This is a genomic window from Fibrisoma montanum (assembly GCF_003583365.1).
Classification (GTDB): Bacteria; Bacteroidota; Bacteroidia; order Cytophagales; family Spirosomataceae; genus Fibrisoma; species Fibrisoma montanum.
In genome coordinates this window covers 823,868-843,422 of record NZ_QXED01000003.1, presented here as the reverse complement: position 1 = coordinate 843,422, position 19,555 = coordinate 823,868, and the positions used below count along the sequence as shown (strand labels likewise).

At 59.0% G+C, this 19,555-nt stretch carries 12 protein-coding genes; 2 read left to right on the top strand and 10 right to left on the bottom strand.

The genetic code is table 11. The features are described 5' to 3' along the window. The first annotated feature begins 117 nt into the window (after positions 1-117). Both DYU11_RS13475 and DYU11_RS13470 read left to right on the top strand, forming a co-directional pair. On the top strand, positions 118-3,510 hold the full coding sequence (locus tag DYU11_RS13475) for a ThuA domain-containing protein (protein WP_229365824.1): 3,393 nt from the start codon (positions 118-120) through the stop codon (positions 3,508-3,510). A gap of 54 nt (positions 3,511-3,564) precedes the next feature. Continuing rightward, complete coding sequence (locus tag DYU11_RS13470) at positions 3,565-3,936, top strand: hypothetical protein (RefSeq protein WP_119668181.1); 372 nt, start codon at positions 3,565-3,567, stop codon at positions 3,934-3,936. A 66-nt stretch (positions 3,937-4,002) separates the two neighbouring features. Here the strand turns inward: DYU11_RS13470 and DYU11_RS13465 are convergent, their stop codons facing one another. From DYU11_RS13465 to DYU11_RS13420, 10 genes are all read right to left on the bottom strand, one after another. Next, positions 4,003-4,665, bottom strand: a complete 663-nt coding sequence (locus tag DYU11_RS13465) for a YdcF family protein (protein ID WP_119668180.1) — start codon at positions 4,663-4,665, stop codon at positions 4,003-4,005. 9 nt (positions 4,666-4,674) lie between these two features. Beyond that, entirely contained in the window at positions 4,675-5,430 is a 756-nt protein-coding gene (locus DYU11_RS13460) for a hypothetical protein (protein WP_119668179.1), read from the bottom strand. Between the two features lie 192 nt (positions 5,431-5,622). Continuing rightward, a complete protein-coding gene (locus DYU11_RS13455; RefSeq protein WP_119668178.1) occupies positions 5,623-7,257 on the bottom strand; it encodes a sulfatase family protein in 1,635 nt (544 codons plus the stop codon). A 10-nt stretch (positions 7,258-7,267) separates the two neighbouring features. Beyond that, positions 7,268-8,677 carry an arylsulfatase gene (locus tag DYU11_RS13450; protein WP_119668177.1) on the bottom strand — a complete coding sequence of 470 codons (1,410 nt, stop codon included), beginning with the start codon at positions 8,675-8,677 and terminating at the stop codon, positions 7,268-7,270. A 52-nt stretch (positions 8,678-8,729) separates the two neighbouring features. Beyond that, positions 8,730-10,505, bottom strand: coding sequence for an arylsulfatase (locus tag DYU11_RS13445; RefSeq protein WP_119668176.1), 1,776 nt, complete (start codon positions 10,503-10,505; stop codon positions 8,730-8,732). Positions 10,506-10,685: 180 nt separating this feature from the next. Further along, positions 10,686-13,205: an alpha-L-rhamnosidase-related protein gene (locus DYU11_RS13440; protein ID WP_119668175.1), complete on the bottom strand. Its 2,520-nt coding sequence runs from the start codon at positions 13,203-13,205 to the stop codon at positions 10,686-10,688. Between the two features lie 33 nt (positions 13,206-13,238). Further along, positions 13,239-14,957, bottom strand: a complete 1,719-nt coding sequence (locus tag DYU11_RS13435) for a GMC oxidoreductase (RefSeq protein ID WP_119668174.1) — start codon at positions 14,955-14,957, stop codon at positions 13,239-13,241. Between the two features lie 30 nt (positions 14,958-14,987). After that, on the bottom strand, positions 14,988-16,433 hold the full coding sequence (locus DYU11_RS13430) for an arylsulfatase (protein ID WP_119668173.1): 1,446 nt from the start codon (positions 16,431-16,433) through the stop codon (positions 14,988-14,990). Continuing rightward, complete coding sequence (locus DYU11_RS13425) at positions 16,414-18,024, bottom strand: sulfatase family protein (RefSeq protein ID WP_158600284.1); 1,611 nt, start codon at positions 18,022-18,024, stop codon at positions 16,414-16,416. The genes DYU11_RS13430 and DYU11_RS13425 overlap by 20 nt, the downstream gene beginning before the upstream one ends. A 31-nt stretch (positions 18,025-18,055) precedes the next feature. Further along, positions 18,056-19,537, bottom strand: a complete 1,482-nt coding sequence (locus DYU11_RS13420; protein WP_229365818.1) for a sulfatase family protein — start codon at positions 19,535-19,537, stop codon at positions 18,056-18,058. Positions 19,538-19,555: the final 18 nt, after the last annotated feature.

Genomic DNA, 19,555 nt, shown 5'->3' with positions numbered 1-19,555 from the left:
TAGACAATAGGGAATTTTCTTCTTTACCTTTGCTCATCAAGGGTTAACTACATCCGCTCAATGCTACGTAAGTCTTTACAAACCACGGGGGTATTACTTGGACTTTGGCTGTGGTCGATGTCCGTCTTTGCCCAGGCACCCAAAATGAATCTGCTGGTCTTCAGCAAAACGGCTGCGTTCCGTCACCAGTCGATTGAAGCGGGCAAAACGGCGCTTTCCAGGATGTCGACGGAGAAAGGGTTCGGGGTGAATTTCACCGAAGATGCGTCGCTGTTTTCCGAAACTAATCTGAAGAAGTACAACGCCGTTGTGTTTCTGAACACCACGGGCGATGTACTGAACGACGACCAGCAGAACGCGTTTGAGCGGTTTATTCAGGCGGGTGGTGGCTATGTCGGGATCCATGCAGCCACCGATACCGAGTACGAATGGCCCTGGTATGGCAAACTGGCTGGGGCCTACTTCCTGGACCATCCCATGACGCCCAGTAATGTGCAGAAAGGGAAATTTATCGTTAAGCTGAAGAACCATTGGGCCACCAAAGGTATGCCCGATGCGTTTGAACGCACCGATGAGTTTTATAGCTTCAAGAATATTTCGTCTAAAATCACCCCGGTTCTGACCATCGACGAAACGAGCTATCAGGGGGGCAAGAACCCTGATTTTCACCCGATGAGCTGGTATCAGGAGTTCGACGGTGGCCGGTCGTTCTACACGGCGATGGGCCATACCGACGAGACCTTTGCTGAACCCCTGTTCTTAAATCACCTGTGGGCCGGTATCCAGTACGTAACGGGTGGCGATTCGCCCAAACCGCTGAACTACGCCAAAGCCCGGCCCGAAGAGAACCGATTTGCCAAAGTCGTACTGGCCGAGAAACTGGACGAGCCAATGGAATTAAGCGTACTCGGCGATGGACGCATTCTGTTCATTCAGCGGAAAGGCGAAGTGCGGCTTTACAACACCAGAACGAAGGAACTGAAAACCATTGCCAGGCTGCCGGTCAACATCAAATACGTCAGCAAGGAAGGTAAAGAGTCGATGGGGGAAGATGGGTTGCTGGGCCTCAGCAAAGACCCCAATTTTGCGCAGAATCACTGGATTTACCTGTACTACTCTGACCCGAATGAATCGAAAAACGTACTGGCCCGCTTTGAACTGAAAGGTGATGAGCTGGTGATGGATTCTAAAAAGGTGATGTTGGACGTACCGACCCAGCGCGAAGAGTGCTGCCACACGGGCGGCTCCATTGCCTGGGACCGTCAAGGAAATCTGTACCTGTCAACGGGTGACAACACCAATCCGCACGGCTCCAACGGCTTCAGCCCGAGCGACGAGCGGGCAGGTCGTAGTGCCTGGGACGCTCAGAAATCGTCGGCGAACACCAACGATCTGCGCGGTAAGATCATCCGAATCAAGCCCCAGCCGGATGGCACCTACACTATTCCTGAAGGAAATCTTTTTGCAAAAAGCACTCCCCAGACGCGCCCTGAAATTTACACGATGGGCCACCGGAACCCATTCCGTATTTCGGTCGACCCCAAAACGGGTTATGTGTATTGGGGCGAAGTAGGTCCGGATGCCGCCAAACCCGATCCCAATCGGGGACCAGCTGGCCACGATGAGGTTGGTCAGGCTCGCAAAGCCGGTAACTTCGGCTGGCCGCACTTCGTGGGCGATAACAAAGCCTACAACAAGTTTGACTTTGCCACCAACCAGATTGGCGAAAAGTGGGATGTCAACGCGCCAACCAATACTTCGCCGAACAATACGGGTCTGAAGGTATTACCCCCGGCGCAGAAGGCATTTATCTGGTATCCGTATGATGCATCGCCGGAGTTTCCGCTGGTGGGTGCCGGTGGCCGGAATGCCATGGCTGGGCCGGTATTTTATGCCGATGCCTTCAGCGGAGCCCCCCGCGTTTTCCCGAATTACTACGACGGTAAACTGCTGACGTACGACTGGATGCGTGGCTGGATTATGGCCGTTACGATGGATAAAGACGGCAACTTTGAGTCGATGGAGCGGTTCATGCCCAGCTACAAATTCAGCAATCCAATGGACATGGAATTCGCGACCGATGGCGACCTCTACATGCTTGAGTATGGATCGGGCTGGTTTTCGGCCAATGACGATGCCCGACTGATTCGCATTGAATACAACGGCGGCAACCGCAAGCCACAACTGCAGGTGGCGGCTAACAAAATGGGCGGTTCGGCTCCACTGAACCTGAAACTGACGGCGGCCGGTACGACCGATGCCGATGGTGACGCGCTGACGTATTCGTGGAAGCTATCGTCGAAAAACGGTTTTTCTAAAGTCATCAACACCCCCGATGCGGCCCTGACGCTGGCAAAAGCCGGAGTCTACAAGGCAACGCTCACGGTCAACGACGGTAAAGGCGGTATCTCGTCGCAGTCGATGGACATTACCGTTGGCAACGAATCGCCCGTGCTGACGGTGGACATGCCCGGCGGAAACAAGTCGTTTTTCAGTCCGAACAAGCCATTTAGTTACGCCGTGAACGTAAGCGACAAGGAAGATGGCAAACTAGGCAAGGGTATTGACCCGGAACGCGTAGCGGTTACCATTGACTATCTGCCGGAAGGATTCGATAAGGTAGCCATCGCGCAGGGGCACCGCTCGGCCGACGCGGGTGCTTTGCTGGCCACGGGCAAAAAACTCATCGAAGCCAGCGACTGCAAAGCCTGCCACAGCATCAATAAGAAGTCGATTGGTCCCGCATATGCCGACGTATCCAGGAAATACAAGGGTGATGGCTCCGCGCTGGAGCGCCTGACCAAGAAAATTATCACCGGTGGTGCCGGTGTGTGGGGTGAAACGCCAATGTCGGCTCACCCGCAACTCTCAACGACCGACGCGTCTGAGATGGTCAAGTATATACTCAGCGTATCGAGCCAGGCCGCTGCAGGTTCGCTACCAACCCAAGGCAGCTATACCGCTAAAATTCCGGCCGATGATAAAGGCAAAGGGGTGTACATTCTGCGCGCTTCCTACGAAGACCGGGGCTCGAACGGTCTGCCGGCGCTGCGGTCGGAGCAGACCTACGTACTGCGGAACGCCAGGGTGGATGTGCACGGCTTTGATACCTACGATAACGTTAACAAGATGGCGTTTGGTGGCAACAACCTGGCTATTCCGAGCAAGTCGGGCGCGTACATGGTTCTCAGACAGGCCGACCTGACTGGCGTCGGTGAGCTGCGGATTATGGCCTCGGCTCCCAAGCCACAGCTTAACGCCAAGGGGGGAAAGGTCGAAGTGCGCCTGGATAGTCCAACCGGCCCTTTACTCGGCGAATCGCAGTTTCTGGAGGCCAGCGATAAAATGGATTTCAAACCGTCGGCGTTAACGATTCCCATCAAGCCGTCAACGCCATTGGATGGGAAACTACGCGATGTGTATGTCATTTTCACCAATCCGAAGGAACCCCTCGGCAGCCTGATGGTGGTCATGGGCACTGAGTTCGTGCTGAATCCGAATGCCGAATAAGTCGAGGTACAGTAATAAGTCAGCTTAATTAACCAATCAAAATCCCCTGTTTCCATGAAAAAAGTAAGCTTCTTTCTGCTCTTTCTGCTGCTGAATGTAGTAACCCGCAGCGTTGCTCATGCCCCGGACGATTTCTTTGCCGGCAAATGGGAAATCACCGTAACCGGTACACCGAATGGTGATGCGAAACTCGTAGCTGAGCTGGTTCGGAAGGACGGTAAATTGACCGGCGAACTGGTGAACGCTGCCGACTCAAATCAGGAAAAAATCCCCGTAACTCAGCTCACCGAAAGTGCTGATAAGCTGTCAATGGCCTTCACCGCTCAGGGCTATGACGTTACGCTGGACCTCAGCAAAGTGGACGACGACAACCTGAAAGGTATGCTGATGAATATGTTCGAAGCCAAAGCAAAGCGGCTGAAGTAAGCTATGCCGTGTAATGGGTCTGAAGCAGGCGGTGAGTAATCACCGCCTGCTTCTTTTGCGTTCATGTCAGGCAGATGCCAGATGCCGGTCGTAGCCGGCCTTGACCAGTTCTTCGTAGGCGGCCCAGACGTCGTCGGGGATGGGCTGCGGAATCTGAAAACCCCGTTCCGGATACAGCCGGATGCGCTGTAAGTCCCCGACCATAATGCTGATCACGTCGTCGGGCGTCAATTCCGGGTTGGTGTATCGGCTCAGATAGACCTCGAAGGCGTCCTGCGGGGAGGTGACGATCACCAATTTTTCGGGCCATACCTTCCGGAACGTAGCGTAGCTCCGGCGCTCCATGTACGGCTTCTGTACAACAATGAACGTTTCTGGGTCGAGTCCTTTTTCGGCCAGTAGCTGCCGGGTGAACAAGACGTTCTGGCCGGTGTTGGCCGATTGGTTCTCAATCAGGATATGCTCCGCCGGAACGCCCATTTCCACGGCAATACGGGCAAACAGATCGGCTTCGGGTTCGGTCCACATCGAGCGGGTAATGACCCCGAGCCCACCCGAAAACATGAGCAGGGGTGCCCAGCCCTCCAGAAACAGCTGGGCTCCGCGTTCGGCTACCCGGGTGTCATGACTGCACAGCACCAGAATTACATCGGCTTTCCGGAGCGTATGGTTCACGTGGTGATAATCCCAGAGCGTCTGGGCCAGTTCGCGAATGCGCGCATTCATCATAATCAACGGTTAATTAACCAGGCGAAGGGAAATGATATTGATCAGCAGATTGACCACGAGCGCCAGACAAAACGACGCGCCCACTGAAAAGTGTGGCAGCAGAAACGCCTGCAGAAAAAAGAACGTAGTGAACCCCAGCACGCCAATCAGCAAACCGCGCAGAATCAGGATCGTGGCCGTACTGCCCTGCAGGTAATGCGTAAAAATGGCCAGTATAGACGTAATGATGGGGAAAGGCGTCAGGATGCCGCTCCAGGCGGGGCCGAGTACGTTAGCCAGCCAGGTAACTACTACCACAAACAACGTAGCGACCACCATCCGGATGGGCACATCGAACGGTAGCCGTCGGGGTTGGATCGTCTGCGCTGCGGGTTTGGGAAAAAGCCGCAGCGCAAGCAGGGCACAGCCAAGGGCAATGCCGTAGGTAGCAAACAGATTGAGGGTGAAGAAGGTGAAGACCCAGGCAATGGCTACGTACACCCCATACGAGATCAGGACGGTGGGCAACCAGTGAAACCGACGCGACAGCAGCGCGTAACTGTAGCAGAAGGTTGTCCAGGACACGATTCCCATCAGGATGCCCTGTACAGACCGAATGCCAAAGGTTTTCCCCTGTTCCAGAATAAAAAACAGCAGAATCGGTCCCGCGACCCACGGCAAACTGGCAACCATGCCCCCAATCCGATGGCCCCATTTCCGGCTGGAAAGAGTAATCAGACCGATCACCAGGGGCATCAGGGTCACTTTAACGAGCAAAACAGTCATGAAGCAAACGGAGCGGCCCGGCCTATGTGGCTCAGCCTGACAACCAACGTCCGGCCGCTTATCCGGGTGCAAAATACGACATACCCGGGGAAATATCCGCATGCCGTCCAGGACCCAACTGTCTCTGCCAGGGCCCCGGCATCGCGTTACCGCTTTCGGTGGTTACCCGTCAGGCATGCGTTGGGTAGTTACCTAGGGCATGACCGGTACTTCCGGACTTTTTGTGTACCCGATGCGCATGGCCATGACCGTCAGGACCTGATCTTTTGGCATTGTGATCGGGGTCGTGTACACCCGCCAGCTCTTGCTGTCTCCGATTCGGTAAGCAATGGACGCGCCCGGTGTCGAACAGCTCAGGGTGAGCCGGTCGCCCGACCGGGCTACCTGCGGTGTCGCCGTAACGGGTGGTTTGTCGGCCCCCTGCCACATCTGCCGCACCAGTTCTTTTTCGGGAAGTTTGCCGAGATCGTTGGTTTCGTTTAGCCATTTGTCCAGCTCCTTCCGCAGTCGTTTCAGATGACCCCCGTACGCCGGATTGTCGGCCAGATTGGTCAGTTCGGACCGGTCGGTGGTCAGGTCGTAGAGTTCGTCTACTGGCTTGGTCGTTTGAAACCACCGCATCTGGGTTGAATTGAGTTTACCCGCGTCGCGGAGTTGCAGCAGTTCGGCCATCATCGGCTGCTGCTTCCGGTAGGCGATGTCCATGTACAGCGGACGGTCGGGGTAGAAGTTCCGCACGTACTGGTAACGCCCATCGTGAACGGTCCGAACGCGGTCGTATTCTGAGTCGAGCCGGTCGCGGGCACCGAATACGTACCGCCGGGGCTGAACTCCGGCGGGTCGTCGACCGGTTTTGGGATCAAGAAATGCCCGGCCCTGCATGTAGGCAGGCGGAGCCGTACCCGCCAGGGTCAGGACGGTCGGGGCCAGATCGATCATTGAGATCAGTTCGTCGCGGGTCGTACCGGCAAAACGCCCGTCCGGAAATCGTACGATCAGCGGAACCCGCAGGCCCCGGTCGTAGATTTCGCGCTTTACGAACGGCAGCCCGTCGCCGTGATCCGACCAGAAGAAAATAATGGTTTTATCGAGCAGGCCATCGTCTTCCAGTTGTTTCAGAATACCACCTACCCAATCGTCCATGTCGCGGATGTTGCTGTAGAACCGGGCCATATCCTGCCGAACGGTCTTGGTGTCCGGGTAGTAGGGCGGTACGCTGATACGGGCCGGATCGACCCGCAGGGGCAGGTCTTTGCGCTGCCACACCTGCGATTCGTGCGTGACGGTGTTGTTGAATATGGAAAAGAACGGCTGGTTTTCGGGACGGTTTTTCCAGTGCGCTTTGGTACTGACCTCATCCCAGACCGTCGGCGGGGCTTCGAACTGGTAGTCGGTTTTAACGTTGTTGCTGGTGTAATAACCCGTAGCCCGCAGAAACTCCGGGAACGCTTTTACGTCCGGGGCCATCACGACCGAGTACTCCTTCGGCAGGCCGGTTTTGGCCGGATACGTATCGTAAAGCGTCCGCATGTTGTGGCCGCCCGTGCTGGTCTGGTACATACCCGTAATGATGGCGTTGCGGCTCGGGGCGCAGACCCCCGCTGTGCAGAACGCGTTGCTGAACCGTATGCCTTCGCGGGCGAGCCGGTCGATGTTGGGTGTCGGGATGGTCGTATCGCCGTAGCAGCCCAGCCGGGGCGACATATCTTCGCACGAAATCCAGAGGATATTTGGGCGCTCGGGTGCCGGAGCTTTCTCTACGGCCCAGCCGGACACTAGGGCGGCTGTGGTTACTAATACGAGCAGGAAACGATGGCGAAACAGCATAATCGGCGGCTTATTGGGTAAACGGAAAATCAGTGGATGGAACACGGGCCTGCTCCAGAATCGGTTTCAGTCGGGCAACGACTGCCGGACTACGGTCGGCGAGGTTGTGCTGTTCGGTCGGGTCGCGGTTCAGGTCATACAACTCCAGTTTGTTGTCTTTCAGCAGGTAAACCAGTTTGTAATTGCCCTGCCGAACGGCCTGCTTGCGTCCCTGCTCGTGAAATTCCCAGTAGAGGTAGGGATGCGTCGGCTGCTTACCCCGGCTTAGCAGCGTCGGCAGGTACGAAAGGCCATCGGTTGTGCTCGGTGCGGGCACTCCGGCCACTTCGCAGACCGTTGGCAGGAAGTCCCAGAAAGCCGAAACATGGTTGCTGAGGGTGCCGGCTTTAATGGCGCCCGGCCATCGGGCCAGCATGGGCACCCGGATGCCACCCTCGTACAAATCGCGTTTTATGCCGCGCAGACCGCCGTTGCTGGCAAAATAAGCCGGATCATTACCCCCCTCCGCGTGCGGCCCGTTGTCGCTGGTAAAAATCACCAGTGTGTTGTCGTCCAGCTTCAGCTCGCGTAGCTTGTCGAGCACTTTACCCACGTGCGCATCCAGGTAGGTGATGCTCGCGGCAAACGCTTTCTCTACCTCCGGGAAGTTCTGGTTTGCATAGGGGCCGTAGTCGGGGACCTCGATGCCGTGGGGCGCAACGAGTTTATGTTCGTTGTTGGCGTGGGGCGATACGTAGCTCAGATACAGATAAAACGGCCCCTGCTTCGACTGTTCGATAAACTGCAGGGCTTCGTTGGTAAACAGATCCTGCGTCCAGGCCACCCGTTTGGTAGCTGCTGATCCAATGCCTTTCACCCCGCCGTTTTCTACGTAAATGACCTCATTGGGAAGCTGAACTTTTGCCTCGTTGCGCCAGAGGAAATCGGGGTAGTGATTATGCGCGTGGGTCTGATTCAGGTAGCCATAGAAATAGTCGAAACCCTGCTGGCGCGGAGTGCCCGTGGAGCCCTCTTCGCCCAGGCCCCACTTGCCGATGAGTGCAGTCGTATAACCGGCCTCTTTGAGGTATTCAGCAACTGTTTTGTCGTTCGGTTGCAACGGAACGCGGGCGTTGCCCCGGATGCGGGTATGGCCGGTATGCAGCCCCGTCATGAGGGCGCAGCGCGAGGGGGCGCAAACGGTACTGCCGGCGTAATGCTGCGTAAACCGCATACCCTCCTGCGCCATCCGGTCGAGGTTAGGTGTCTGAATAACGGACTGGCCTGCTCCGGCGTTCCGATAACAGCCCAGATCCCCGTAACCCAGGTCGTCGGCCAGAATAAAGATGATGTTGGGTTTCCGGGGCTGGCGCTGTCCCGATGCGTTGTAGAAACAACCAACGGTCAGACAAAGAAAAAGGGTGGTTTTCAGGTAGTTCATGTCGTATGCGTAAGGGTTTGTGGGAGGCTCACTGTGGCCGGAAGCACTGTTATCATTTCAGTCGGTAAAGCTGTACGTTTTTCAAGTCTATCGGGTCACCACCGGTTCGATTCGTCGCCCGAACGGTCAGGGTAGCGGGCCCCGCGTTCAGGGTCAGCCGACCTAGCAAGCGGGGTGACCATTCGCCCGGTTTCAGCGTCGCGAGGGACTTCTCTACCGACCTGTTACCTACGCGCACCTGCACTACCGGGTCGGAAGTATCCGTCTGTGCCCGCAACGTCAGGGCCACGTCGTACGTACCCGGACGGGTTATCGCCAGGTTCCAGTATACTTCATCCTGCGATGATGTCCAGCCCGACAGCCAGTCGCCGTCTACGCCTTCGGGGTGCGGCCCAATGACACGCTTGCCGTCGATAATCCCCCGGTCGCCAAGGTACCTCAAACCGCCCCGCGCCCGACCGAGGTGGGGCGTGAGGGTAACCGGATTGGCCTCGGCGTACCCCACCGGAATCGGCAGCCGCCGGAAGCCACGCTGAGCGTGTGTCTGCTGCCACCATTGCCGGTACAGACTGTCCAGACGGTGCAACAGGGCCGGGTGCTGGTCGGCCACGTTGCGGGCTTCGGCCGGGTCGGCCTGCAGGTCGTACAGTTCGGTTCCGTTCACCATTTTATACCGCTGCGTACGGGCCATGCCACCGGGGTAGGGGGCCGGCTCGTGCAGGGTTTTCAGGGCGTAGTTCAGATACAACGTCCGCTCCGGCCACGCTTGTGGAGAGGCTTCCAGCAGCGGGCGCAGACTGCGTCCATCCATGGCCACCGGTTTCGGCTGCGCGATGCCACCGAGATCAAGCAGGGTCGGCAGCAGGTCGATATGAGCCGCGACGGCTTCCTCAGCTCTGTTTGCGGAAATATGTCCGGGCCAGCGCACAAAGCACTGCGTTCGAATACCACCTTCGTATACCGAGAATTTTTTATCCCGCAGTCCGGCATTGTAGCGGACGTCGTCGGGGCGGTTAGTGCGCCAGATCGGCCCGTTGTCGCTCAGGAAAATGACAATGGTGTTGCTGGTCAGATCCCGCTGGTCCAGATGAGCCAGTAATCGCCCTACATTTTCGTCGAGATTTTTGATCATGCCGTACACCCGGGCTACGTTGTCGGACAGGCCCTTTGCCCGAAACGCCTGCACGTAGCGGTCGGCAACGTCGAGGGGGGTGTGAGGGGCGTTGTAGGGCAGATAGCAGAAAAACGGCTTACCGCCCTCCGCCTGATCTACGAAGCGGATGGCCTCGTCGGTCAGTACGTCGGTGATGTAGCCCTGCGTGGGGTAGGGCTGCCCATTGCGTTCGAGGGTAGGGTTGACGTAGTGGTCGAAATGGCCCGTTCGGAAGCCAATGTACGTCCCGAATCCCTGGGCATTGGGCAGGCTGGGGTAGTTTTCGCCGAGGTGCCACTTCCCGAATAAACCGGTGCGGTACCCGGCCCGGTGTAGGATTTCGGCCAGCGTCGTTTCGTCCGGGGCTATCGTTTCGAAGCCGTTCGTTACGCTGCGAACCCCCGTCCGCTGGTGGTATCGACCCGTCAGCAGGCTGGCGCGGGTGGGGGCGCAGACGGGCGAGACGTAAAAGTTCGTAAATCGCACCCCTTCCCGGGCCAGCCGGTCGAGGTTCGGCGTGTGCAGGTGCGGATTTCCGGCCAGGCTGTAGTCGCCATAACCCATGTCGTCGGTCAGAATCAGCAGGATATTGGGACGCGGTTGAGGGGGCTCCCCGCTCGGTCGCCAGCCAAGGGGGAGTAACACAGCGACGGTTAGCAGCGAACGGGCGTTCATTGGGTTATCCTGGGTTAGCAGCTTGATTGAAACTATCACCTACCGGCCTTATCCAGCATGTGGAACGGTATGCTCTTTTAAAACAATGGGTCCGAATCAGGGGGTGTCTGATCCCCTTCCGTGCATCTCTCCTCGTAACGACCGTAGACCCCGGTCAGGCATCTGTTTCCGTGTTTAGTCTTACGGCGTATTGATCGTCTGCTGCCCCGGTTTCAGCGGGATAGTTTTTCCGCTCCAGACCAGCGTTCCAGTCACGCCTTCCGGCAGTACAATGGACCCACTCAGGCCCCGGCCTTTCTTTTCCAGCCGGAACACCATCTCGCCCATCGGCAGCGGATAAGTACCATCCAGAAGCGATAAGGCACCAAAGCGGGGCTCCATCCGAATCGACCGGAACCCTGGCTCGGCCGGACGGATGCCGGCCAGCGTACTGAAAAACGTGTAGCCCGGGGCCGTGCTCCAGGGGTGGCACTCTGAGCGCGTCGGCTTATTCGGTGACTCAAACCGTTCGGGCGTGGTCGACAAGCCATCGGCCAGAGCCGCTTTCCAGGGTTGCAGCACTTTGTCGAAAAGCTCACCGGCCCCGGGCGACGATCCTGCGGCTTTGTGCAGCGCTTCAAACAGGTAAATGCGGTAGTAATACGTAGCCTGCCCAAGACTGGTGTCCGCCAGGATCTTCTGCAACACGGGTAGTTGCTGAGAAGCCGGGAGGGCGTCGGTCAGTACGGCCATGATGTTGGTGTGCTGATCGAAATAATCGCGGGTGGGTCGTTCGGCCATCAGCCCCCGACCGGTATCGTAGCAAAGGTTGTACACCTGTTTTCTGATCTGATCGGCGCGTCGGCGGTACGTTTCGGCCGGGCCACGATTGGCCGGGCCACGCATGGCCCCGTCTGATTCGCCCAGCAGGTCGAAGATGCGGGCGGCATTCTGAAGCGCGTACACGTAGTGAAGCGTCACCACGGCGGAGTTGGCTCCGTCCTGCCCGGGTGCCAGACCACCCTTCGCTCCCGGCTCGCTGTACCAGTCCACAAAGTACGCCCAGCGGGTGTTGCCGGCCAGGCCGTTCGGCTGCATTAGCCCATCGAACATGGCCAGTGTCTGGTGGATGCCCGGCACGAACTGGCGGATGAAGGTTTTGTCGCCCGAATGCATCAGGTAATCGTAGAGCATGTCAATCCAGATTACCGAGTAGGTTGGGTGCACGAAGGTAGACCGCAGCGGGTAGCAACTGGTCAGGTTGCCGTCCCAAAGGCGGGAGTAATGAAATTGTTCTAGAGCGTTGCGTACGTGCAGATCGTTGCCGGTCAGGGCGAGCCAGGTGAGGTCGTGAACCTTGCTGTCGCCGAGGTACTGCATGGTTTCATAGTAGGCGTCGCTCAGGAAGTAGTCCTGCGTACACAACTCCACGGTTCGGCGGCAGATGTTGAAAATCTGTTCGTATTCCGGCTGGTCGGTTGCGAACCGGGCTTTAACGGGTATGGGCGATGCCGTGTAAAGGTTGTACAGGTCGTTGATTGTGAGCGGCTGATCACCGGTCGTTACGTCCAGTTGAATAAACCGGAACGTGCGCAGCCAGGTCGGGCGGAACACGCGGCCCGTACTGCCGTCGGGCACGATAACGTCCCGCATGCCGATAAACTGACGCCCTTCAACCTGGTTGCGGTTGCCTTTCCGGGCCGTATTCGGAATGAACAGGTTCTCGGCATACCCGATTCGTACCGTACTGCCCGCCCCACCGGAAAAGTGAAGGTGCGGGTACCCGATGGTAAGCGTACCGTGATCGATCAGCAGGGTGGTTCGGGTCTTGGCCGGGATCACCAGCGGGTTATTCCCCTGTAGAAAAGCTCCGTTGGTGGTTAGCCCTGACACGGTGGCGACGCGGCCGAGTCGTTCCTGGCGCTGGGTCTGCAACGGTACGTTCCGGGGTTCGAGCAACCAGGCAAAACCACCCCCTAAGGCGGAAACGCCTTCGCAGAAGACGGCCGGTTTCCAGCCGGAATCATCGAACGCAAGCTGCTCCCAACCCCAGGGGTAAGCTGCGGTGTTCAGGCTGTCGGTGGGGTTGGCGGCATAGAAACCACCGATGATGTCCCGATCTTCGGGCCGGACCCGCCACCGCACGGGTTTGTGCGTAACGCCCCGGTTGTGCAGCACCCGCCAGCCGGTCTGGGCGGTGGTATTGACATTGACGGGCGTTCCGGGTTCGGGCGTGTTCAGAATAAACGCCGTCCTGTACGATTGCATACCAAAAAAGCGGTCGGGGCCAAAATTGACCACCTCAGCGGCCAGTACGTTGCGCCCCGGCTGCAGCAACGGCGCGAGGTCAACGGTCTCGTAGCGCCAGTGCCGGATGTCGGAAAGCTGCGGCCCCAGACACACCTGCCTGCCGTTCACGAATAGTTTGTAATGGTTGTCGGCCGAGACGTTGACCACAAAGCGCTCCGGCTTCTGGGGCAGTTCGAATACCCGCCGAAACAGCACCACCGCCGACTCCCCGCCCGACAGATCGGGGTGGGTGATCCACTGCGCTTTTATGGCTGTTGGTGCATAGCGGGGGGCCGACCTGTCGCGGCCCGTCGCGGCCCGGCCTGTCGTGGCCGGGCCCTGCACATTCAGTTCCTGCACCTGCGCCTGGCAAAGAGGGGGGAGCACTGCCGTCAGGAGCAGTGTGATACAAATCTGAAAGGTGGGCTTCATGAACAGGTGTCGGGGTAAGGTGTTGTACAGACGTCAGAGGTTCTTGCGTTTCAGTTCAGCAACGGCAAAGTCGGCGGCCCGGGCTGTCAGCGCCATGAATGTCAGCGAGGGATTCTGGCAGGCCGTCGACGCAAAGCTGGCGCCATCGGTAACGAACACATTCCTGGCGGCCCAGAGCTGGTTGTGTGCATTGAGCATCGACGTTTTCGGGTCGCGGCCCATGCGAACGCCACCCATTTCGTGGATGGCGAGACCGGGTGCTGAGTTGTTGTCGTACGTATTGACGTGCTTCAGGCCGGCGGCTTCGAGCATCTCGGCGGCATCATTGGCCATATCCTTTCGCATGAGCTTTTCGTTCTCCCGGAATTTTACGTCGAATACCACCGTGGGCAGACCCCATTTGTCCGTTCGGTTACGATCGAGTGTGATTCGGTTGTCCTCGTACGGCAAACATTCGCCGAAGGCCACCAGTCCCATCGTCCACGGACCGGGTTTGGCGGCTTCTTCTTTCAGTTCCGCCCCGAAACCGGCCGTTTCGGCAACGAGCCGCTGCCAGCCCGACCGCGATGCGCCACCCTGGTAGCCGAAGCCGCGGACGTACTCCCGCTTGTCGGTGCCTATGTTTCGGTAGCGGGGAATGTAAATGCCGTTGGCGCGCCGGCCATAGTAGTAGTTGTCGTCAAAACCCAGCCCCTCGGCCCGGCCACTGGCCCCGATCTGGAAATGGTGGTCCATCACGTACCGGCCCAGCGTTCCGCTGTCGTTCCCGAAGCCATTCGGAAACCGGTCGGATACCGAGTTAAGCAGGATGACGTTGGTGCTCACCGTCGACGCATTCAGGAAGATGATGCGCGCGAAATACTCGGTGGGCTGCTTCGTAACGGCGTCTACCACCCGCACGCCCGTAGCCCGCCCGCGATCCTTGTCGAACAGCACCTCCGATACGATGGACTGCGTCCGGACGGTCAGCCGGTTGGTGTTCCGGGCTGCGGGCAACGTAGCCGACTGGCTGCTGAAGTAAGCGCCGTAGGGGCAGCCCCGGCTGCACATATTCCGGTACTGACACGGCGCCCGGCCAATCGCCGTCTGCACCGCGTTGGGCTGCGAGAGGTTGGCGGTACGGCCGATCATCATCGTCCGGTTCATCTTCTGCTTCAACTGCCGGCTGATGTGCTCTTCCACGCAGTTCATCGGCATGGCGGGCAGGAAGTCACTGTCGGGCAACTGCGGCAGTCCGGCTTTGCTGCCCGAAATACCGGCGAATTTTTCCACGTAGCTGTACCAGGGGGCGAGGTCTTTGTACCGGATCGGCCAGTCGGTGCCGAAACCGTCGCGGGCGTTGGCTTCCAGGTCAATGTCGCCCCAGCGGTAGCTTTGCCGACCCCACATGATCGATTTGCCCCCGAGAATGTCAGGTCGTCGCCAGTCGAACGGTTGAATTTCGCGGTAGGGCGCATCGTGGTCGTTGAACCAGAAGTGCGCGTTCTGGTCATTGTGGGTATGCACCCGGTACTGGGGGGGTGTCTTGTCGACGGGGAGGGGTGTCCGGCCGCGATAGGGAAACTCCCAGGGCGCTTTCAGGGCCGTTTCGTAGCCGGTAATGTGTTCCAGCGGACGGCCCCGTTCGAGCATCAGCACGCGCAGGCCCTTCTCGGTCAATTCTTTGGCTGCCCACCCGCCACTGATGCCGGACCCGACCACGATGGCGTCGAACGTATTGGAAATGGGTGGTGTCTTCAGTTGTAGTGTCATGGTTCAGTTCAGTCAATGATTGGCGGAACGTTACCCGTTCCGACCGAAAGTGAAGTGCGCTGACGGTGTTCGGGCAGACGCCAGCAGGCTTTTCAGTCGGCTGACGGTTTCGGGCTGCTGCTCAACAAGATTCGTTTGTTCGGCCGGGTCGCGGTTTAGGTCATAAAGCTCATACTGATCGGATTTTACCTTGTAAATCAGCTTCAGATTGCCCTGCCGAACGGCCTGCCAGCCCCCCTGTTCGTGGAACTCCCAGTACAGGTGATCGTGTCTGGTCTGCCGTCCCCGGCTGAGCAGCGTCGGTACCATTGACAGCCCATCCGTTGGTGTTGCAGGCTTCACTCCGGCCAGATCGCAGGCGGTGGCCAGAAAGTCCCACTGGGCCGACGGCAGATCACTCACCCCCGGTTTTACCTTGCCGGGCCACCACGCAATCAGGGGAGCGCGGATACCGCCTTCGTACGGACTGCGCTTCATGCCCCGCAGCCGGTTTGTTTTGGCGAATCGCTGCGGTATGTCTTCGGTCGAGCCGTTGTCGCTGCTGAACAGTACCAGGGTATTTTTGTCGAGCCCTTGTTTTTTGAGCGCATCCATGATCTGCCCCACGTAGTCGTCCATGCGGGTGATGGTAGCGGCATACGTCTTTTCGAGGAGCGTCCAGGCCGGGCCACCGGGCGGTTCGTTTTCGTAGGGAGCCAGCGTCGGCGATTGAAACCGCTGGTCTTTGGGCGCTTCGCCGTTGTTATGCGGCAGGGTGTAAGCCAGATACAGGTAGAACGGCTTGTTGTGCGGGCGGGCAATGAACTGAAGCCCTTCTTTGGTGAACAGGTCGTTGCTGTACACTTTCGGTTCCGGCGTGAAGCTCCCCAGTCCCTTGAACAGCGCGGTCTTAGGCTCCCAGATCACTTCGTTGCCCAGCTCTTCCCGCCGACCGTTGCGTACCAGATACGCGGGGAAGTTGTTGTGCGCCAGCACCTGATCGAGGTAGCCGAAATAGGTGTCGAATCCCTGTCTGGTCGGTTCGCCGGTGGTTCCCTCAATGCCCAGGCCCCACTTGCCGACCAGCGCGGTTTCGTAGCCGGCTTCTTTGAGCCGCTCAGCGACCGTAACCGTTTCGGGCGAAATTGGCATCTGGCCGTGTGGCTGCATCTGGATATTTCCCCGCACCTCGCAGTGGCCGGTGTGCATCCCCGTCATCAGGGCGCAGCGCGAGGGCGCGCAGACCGACGTACCGGCGTAGTGCTGAGTAAATTTCAGCCCCTCGGCGGTCATGCGGTCGAGGTTCGGCGTTTTGAAAAGGGGGTGACCGTAGGGGGCGGTTTCCTCAACCCCCAGATCGTCCATGTTGATGTACACGATGTTCGGCGGGCTGGTGTTGGGCGCTTCTGTCAGGGAAGGGGCCGGAATGCCCGCCCAGCAGGCCAGCAGCGTGATCGGCAGGAAGGTCCAGCGAGCGTTACAGGTTTTTTTTCTCATAACGATTGGGATGCGGGAAGATGCGTTTCTCCAGGTCGGATACCTGATCGCGGGGCTCACAGAACCAGGCCAGCGTCTGCTCCGTGGTCAGGTTGGTCGGGAGCCGGGCCGCGTCGGGGTGCGTTTCCCGGAACACGGCGATCAACTGCGCCTGCAGGGTTTGCAGCCGTGTCTGCTGGGCCGGATCGGTGGCCAGGTTATGCAGCTCGTCGGGGTCGCGCCGGAGGTTATAGAGCCGGTGGACGTAGCCGGCTGGTCGCGTATCGCCAATTTCGTAGCCCAGACCCAGATCGTACTGATTGGTCGAAAAGACGTATTTCCAGGGGCCGCCATCGCGATCGTCGGTGCGGAGCATGGCCATATTGTCGACCAGGTATTCCGAAAACACCTGGTCGCGGTGATTCTTTTTGGGGTTTTTAAACAAAGGGATCAGGCTCTTCCCCCGCGTTGGTAACGTCGGTGCGCTGGCCGCTTCCACGAACGTAGGCACCAGATCGACCAGTTCAACCAGTTCGCTGCTCACCGACCCGGCTTTGGTCAGGCCGGGGGCGCGAACCAGCAGCGGAGACCGCACAGCCGGTTCCCACATCGTGTGCTTCTCGAACCGGTTATGATCGTTGAGCAGGTAACCGTGGTCGGCGATGTACACCACGAGCGTATCATCCCGCAGGCCGTTGTCGTCGATGGCATTGAGGATCAGTCCTACGTTTTTGTCCAGGTAGTCGACGCAGGTGTAGTAGCCCGCGACAATCTCCCGTTTCTGGGTGTCGGTCAGGCCCCGGAAGATGGTCGGGGTCCAGGGCAGGTCTTCCGGGCCCGCTTTGCCCAGCATCATCTGCTCCGGCCGGTAGCGGCCGGCAAACTCCACCGGAAAATTCATCGGTGCGTGGGGCGCATGAAACCCCACGAAGAGCAGGAACGGACTGCTTCGCTGCGCCTGCAGGAAAGCAATGGCTTCGTTGGTCAGGTACGTATCGAGTGCGTCGGCATCGTACAACGGTTCGGGCCGAACGCCGGGATTTACCCACTGTTCCACCGAAAATCCTTTGGTTTTGCTCATGTCACGTACCGGTACGTCTGCGGGAACCGGCCTGGGCCCACCTTTACTTTTCAGCCACTTGGTGTACTCGGCGGTATCTTTCCGGATCTCGAACCCATGCGCCGGAACGCCCGCCGGCAGATTGGTGTTGGTGTGCATCTTACCGATGGCCGCCGTGCGGTAGTGCTGAGCGTTCAGGTGCTCGGCCACGGTGAGGTTCTTTTCGTCAGAAAACGGGGTGAACAGCAGGTTTACGCCGGTTTGGTGCGGGTAGTTGCCCGTCAGGAACGACTGCCGCGACGCGCTGCATACCGGTGACTGACAGAATGCGTTGGTAAACCGCATCCCTTCCCGGGCCAGCCGGTCGAGGTTAGGGGTGTTAACCCGCCTGTTGCCGTAACAGCCCATGACCCGCATGGCGTGATCGTCGCCGATGAGCAGAACGATATGTTTATACAGACCACCCGCGCGTTTTCCGTTCAGGAGCGATACGCCAAGGCCGGTGGCGGTCAGGGCTGCGAGCGTTTGCTGGAGGAACGTACGGCGCTGCATGGCTGGATCAGGTTGAGTGTATGAAAAACGATCAATCCGCTTTGGCGACCGTACCGGGGGCGCGCCGGTTCGAACCGGGTCGCTGCTGCAGGTTGTCGCCGAGATCGGCCCGGGCCTGTTCGGCCAGTTGTTGAAGGTCACTGACGACATCGGGGTGCATGGCCTGCCGGTCGTATCGTTCCCCGGGGTCGTGCCGCAGGTCGTACAGCGCCCCCTCGAAGGCGTGGTTGCCGGGCGTTTGGCCGGGTTTGCCGTCCCGGCCGGGTTTACCGGCTTCGTACGACACCCCCGGGTGGGCAAGTACCAGTTTCCAGTCACCTTTCCGAACGGCTTCGAGGTTGTTTTCGCGGAAATAGTAGAGGAACGTCTGCCGGGGGGATTCGGTCGCCGTACCCCGCCAGGCGGCCTGTACGTCGATGCCGTCGATAGGTCGGCGCGGCAGCCGGGCTCCGCACAGCCGGGCCACCGTTGGCAGTACGTCGAGGGTGCTGAGGAGTTGATTGCTGACCTGACCAGCCGGGACTTCGCCGGGCCAGCGGACGATGCAGGGCACCCGATTGCCGCCCTCGAAGGTGGTTTGCTTGCCCTCGCGCAGGCCGCCCGACGAACCGGCATGCTCGCCGTACGCGAGCCACGGGCCGTTGTCGCTGGTGAAAATGACCAGGGTGTTTTTCTCCACGCCGGTCTGCTTCAGCGACGCCAGTATCTGCCCCACGGCCCAGTCGACCTCCGTGATTACGTCGGCGTAGAGCCCGGCTCCGCTGCTGTTGCGGTGTTTGCCGGATACGGCCAGGGGTACGTGCGGCATCGGGAAGGGCAGGTACAGGAAAAACGGGTTCCGGCGGTTGCGCCGGACAAACGACACCGCCCGTTCGGTCAGGGCCGTAGTGAGGCTGTCCTGATCGGTAAGCGACGCCAGGGTTTTCACCGGCTGGTTGCCCTCAATCAGGGGTAGGGGTGGAAACTTCAGGTTGGCCTGATTCGGGTGCTGCGGCCACATGTCGTTGCTGTAGGGGATGCCCAGGTACTCGTCGAACCCCTGTTGGAGCGGCAGGAAGGGCTGCCGGTGACCCAGGTGCCATTTTCCGAAAATACCCGTGCGGTAGCCCTGCTCTTTCAGCAGCTCAGCGATGGTTTCTTCCTCCGGATGCAGACCCACCAGCGCGGTTGGATTCAGGGCGCCACTAATGCCTAGTCGATTCGGGTAGCAGCCGGTCAGCAAGGCCGCCCGCGACGCACTGCAAACGGGCTGGGCTACCAGAAAGTTGGTAAACCGCGTTCCTTCGGCAGCCAGCCGGTCGAGGTTCGGCGTTCGGTAACCCAGCGCCCCGTAGCACGACAGGTCGCCGTAGCCCAGATCATCCATGAATATCAGCACGACATTCGGCCGGTTCGGCCGGGCCACGTCAGGCCGAAAGTCGTGGCCCGGCCTGACGTGGCCCGGCCTGGCGTGGCCCGATATCAGCAAGATTGCCAGCAGGGCAGCGGTACCGGCCAAAAGCTTCGCAAGCATTGAATGTAACAAACGGGT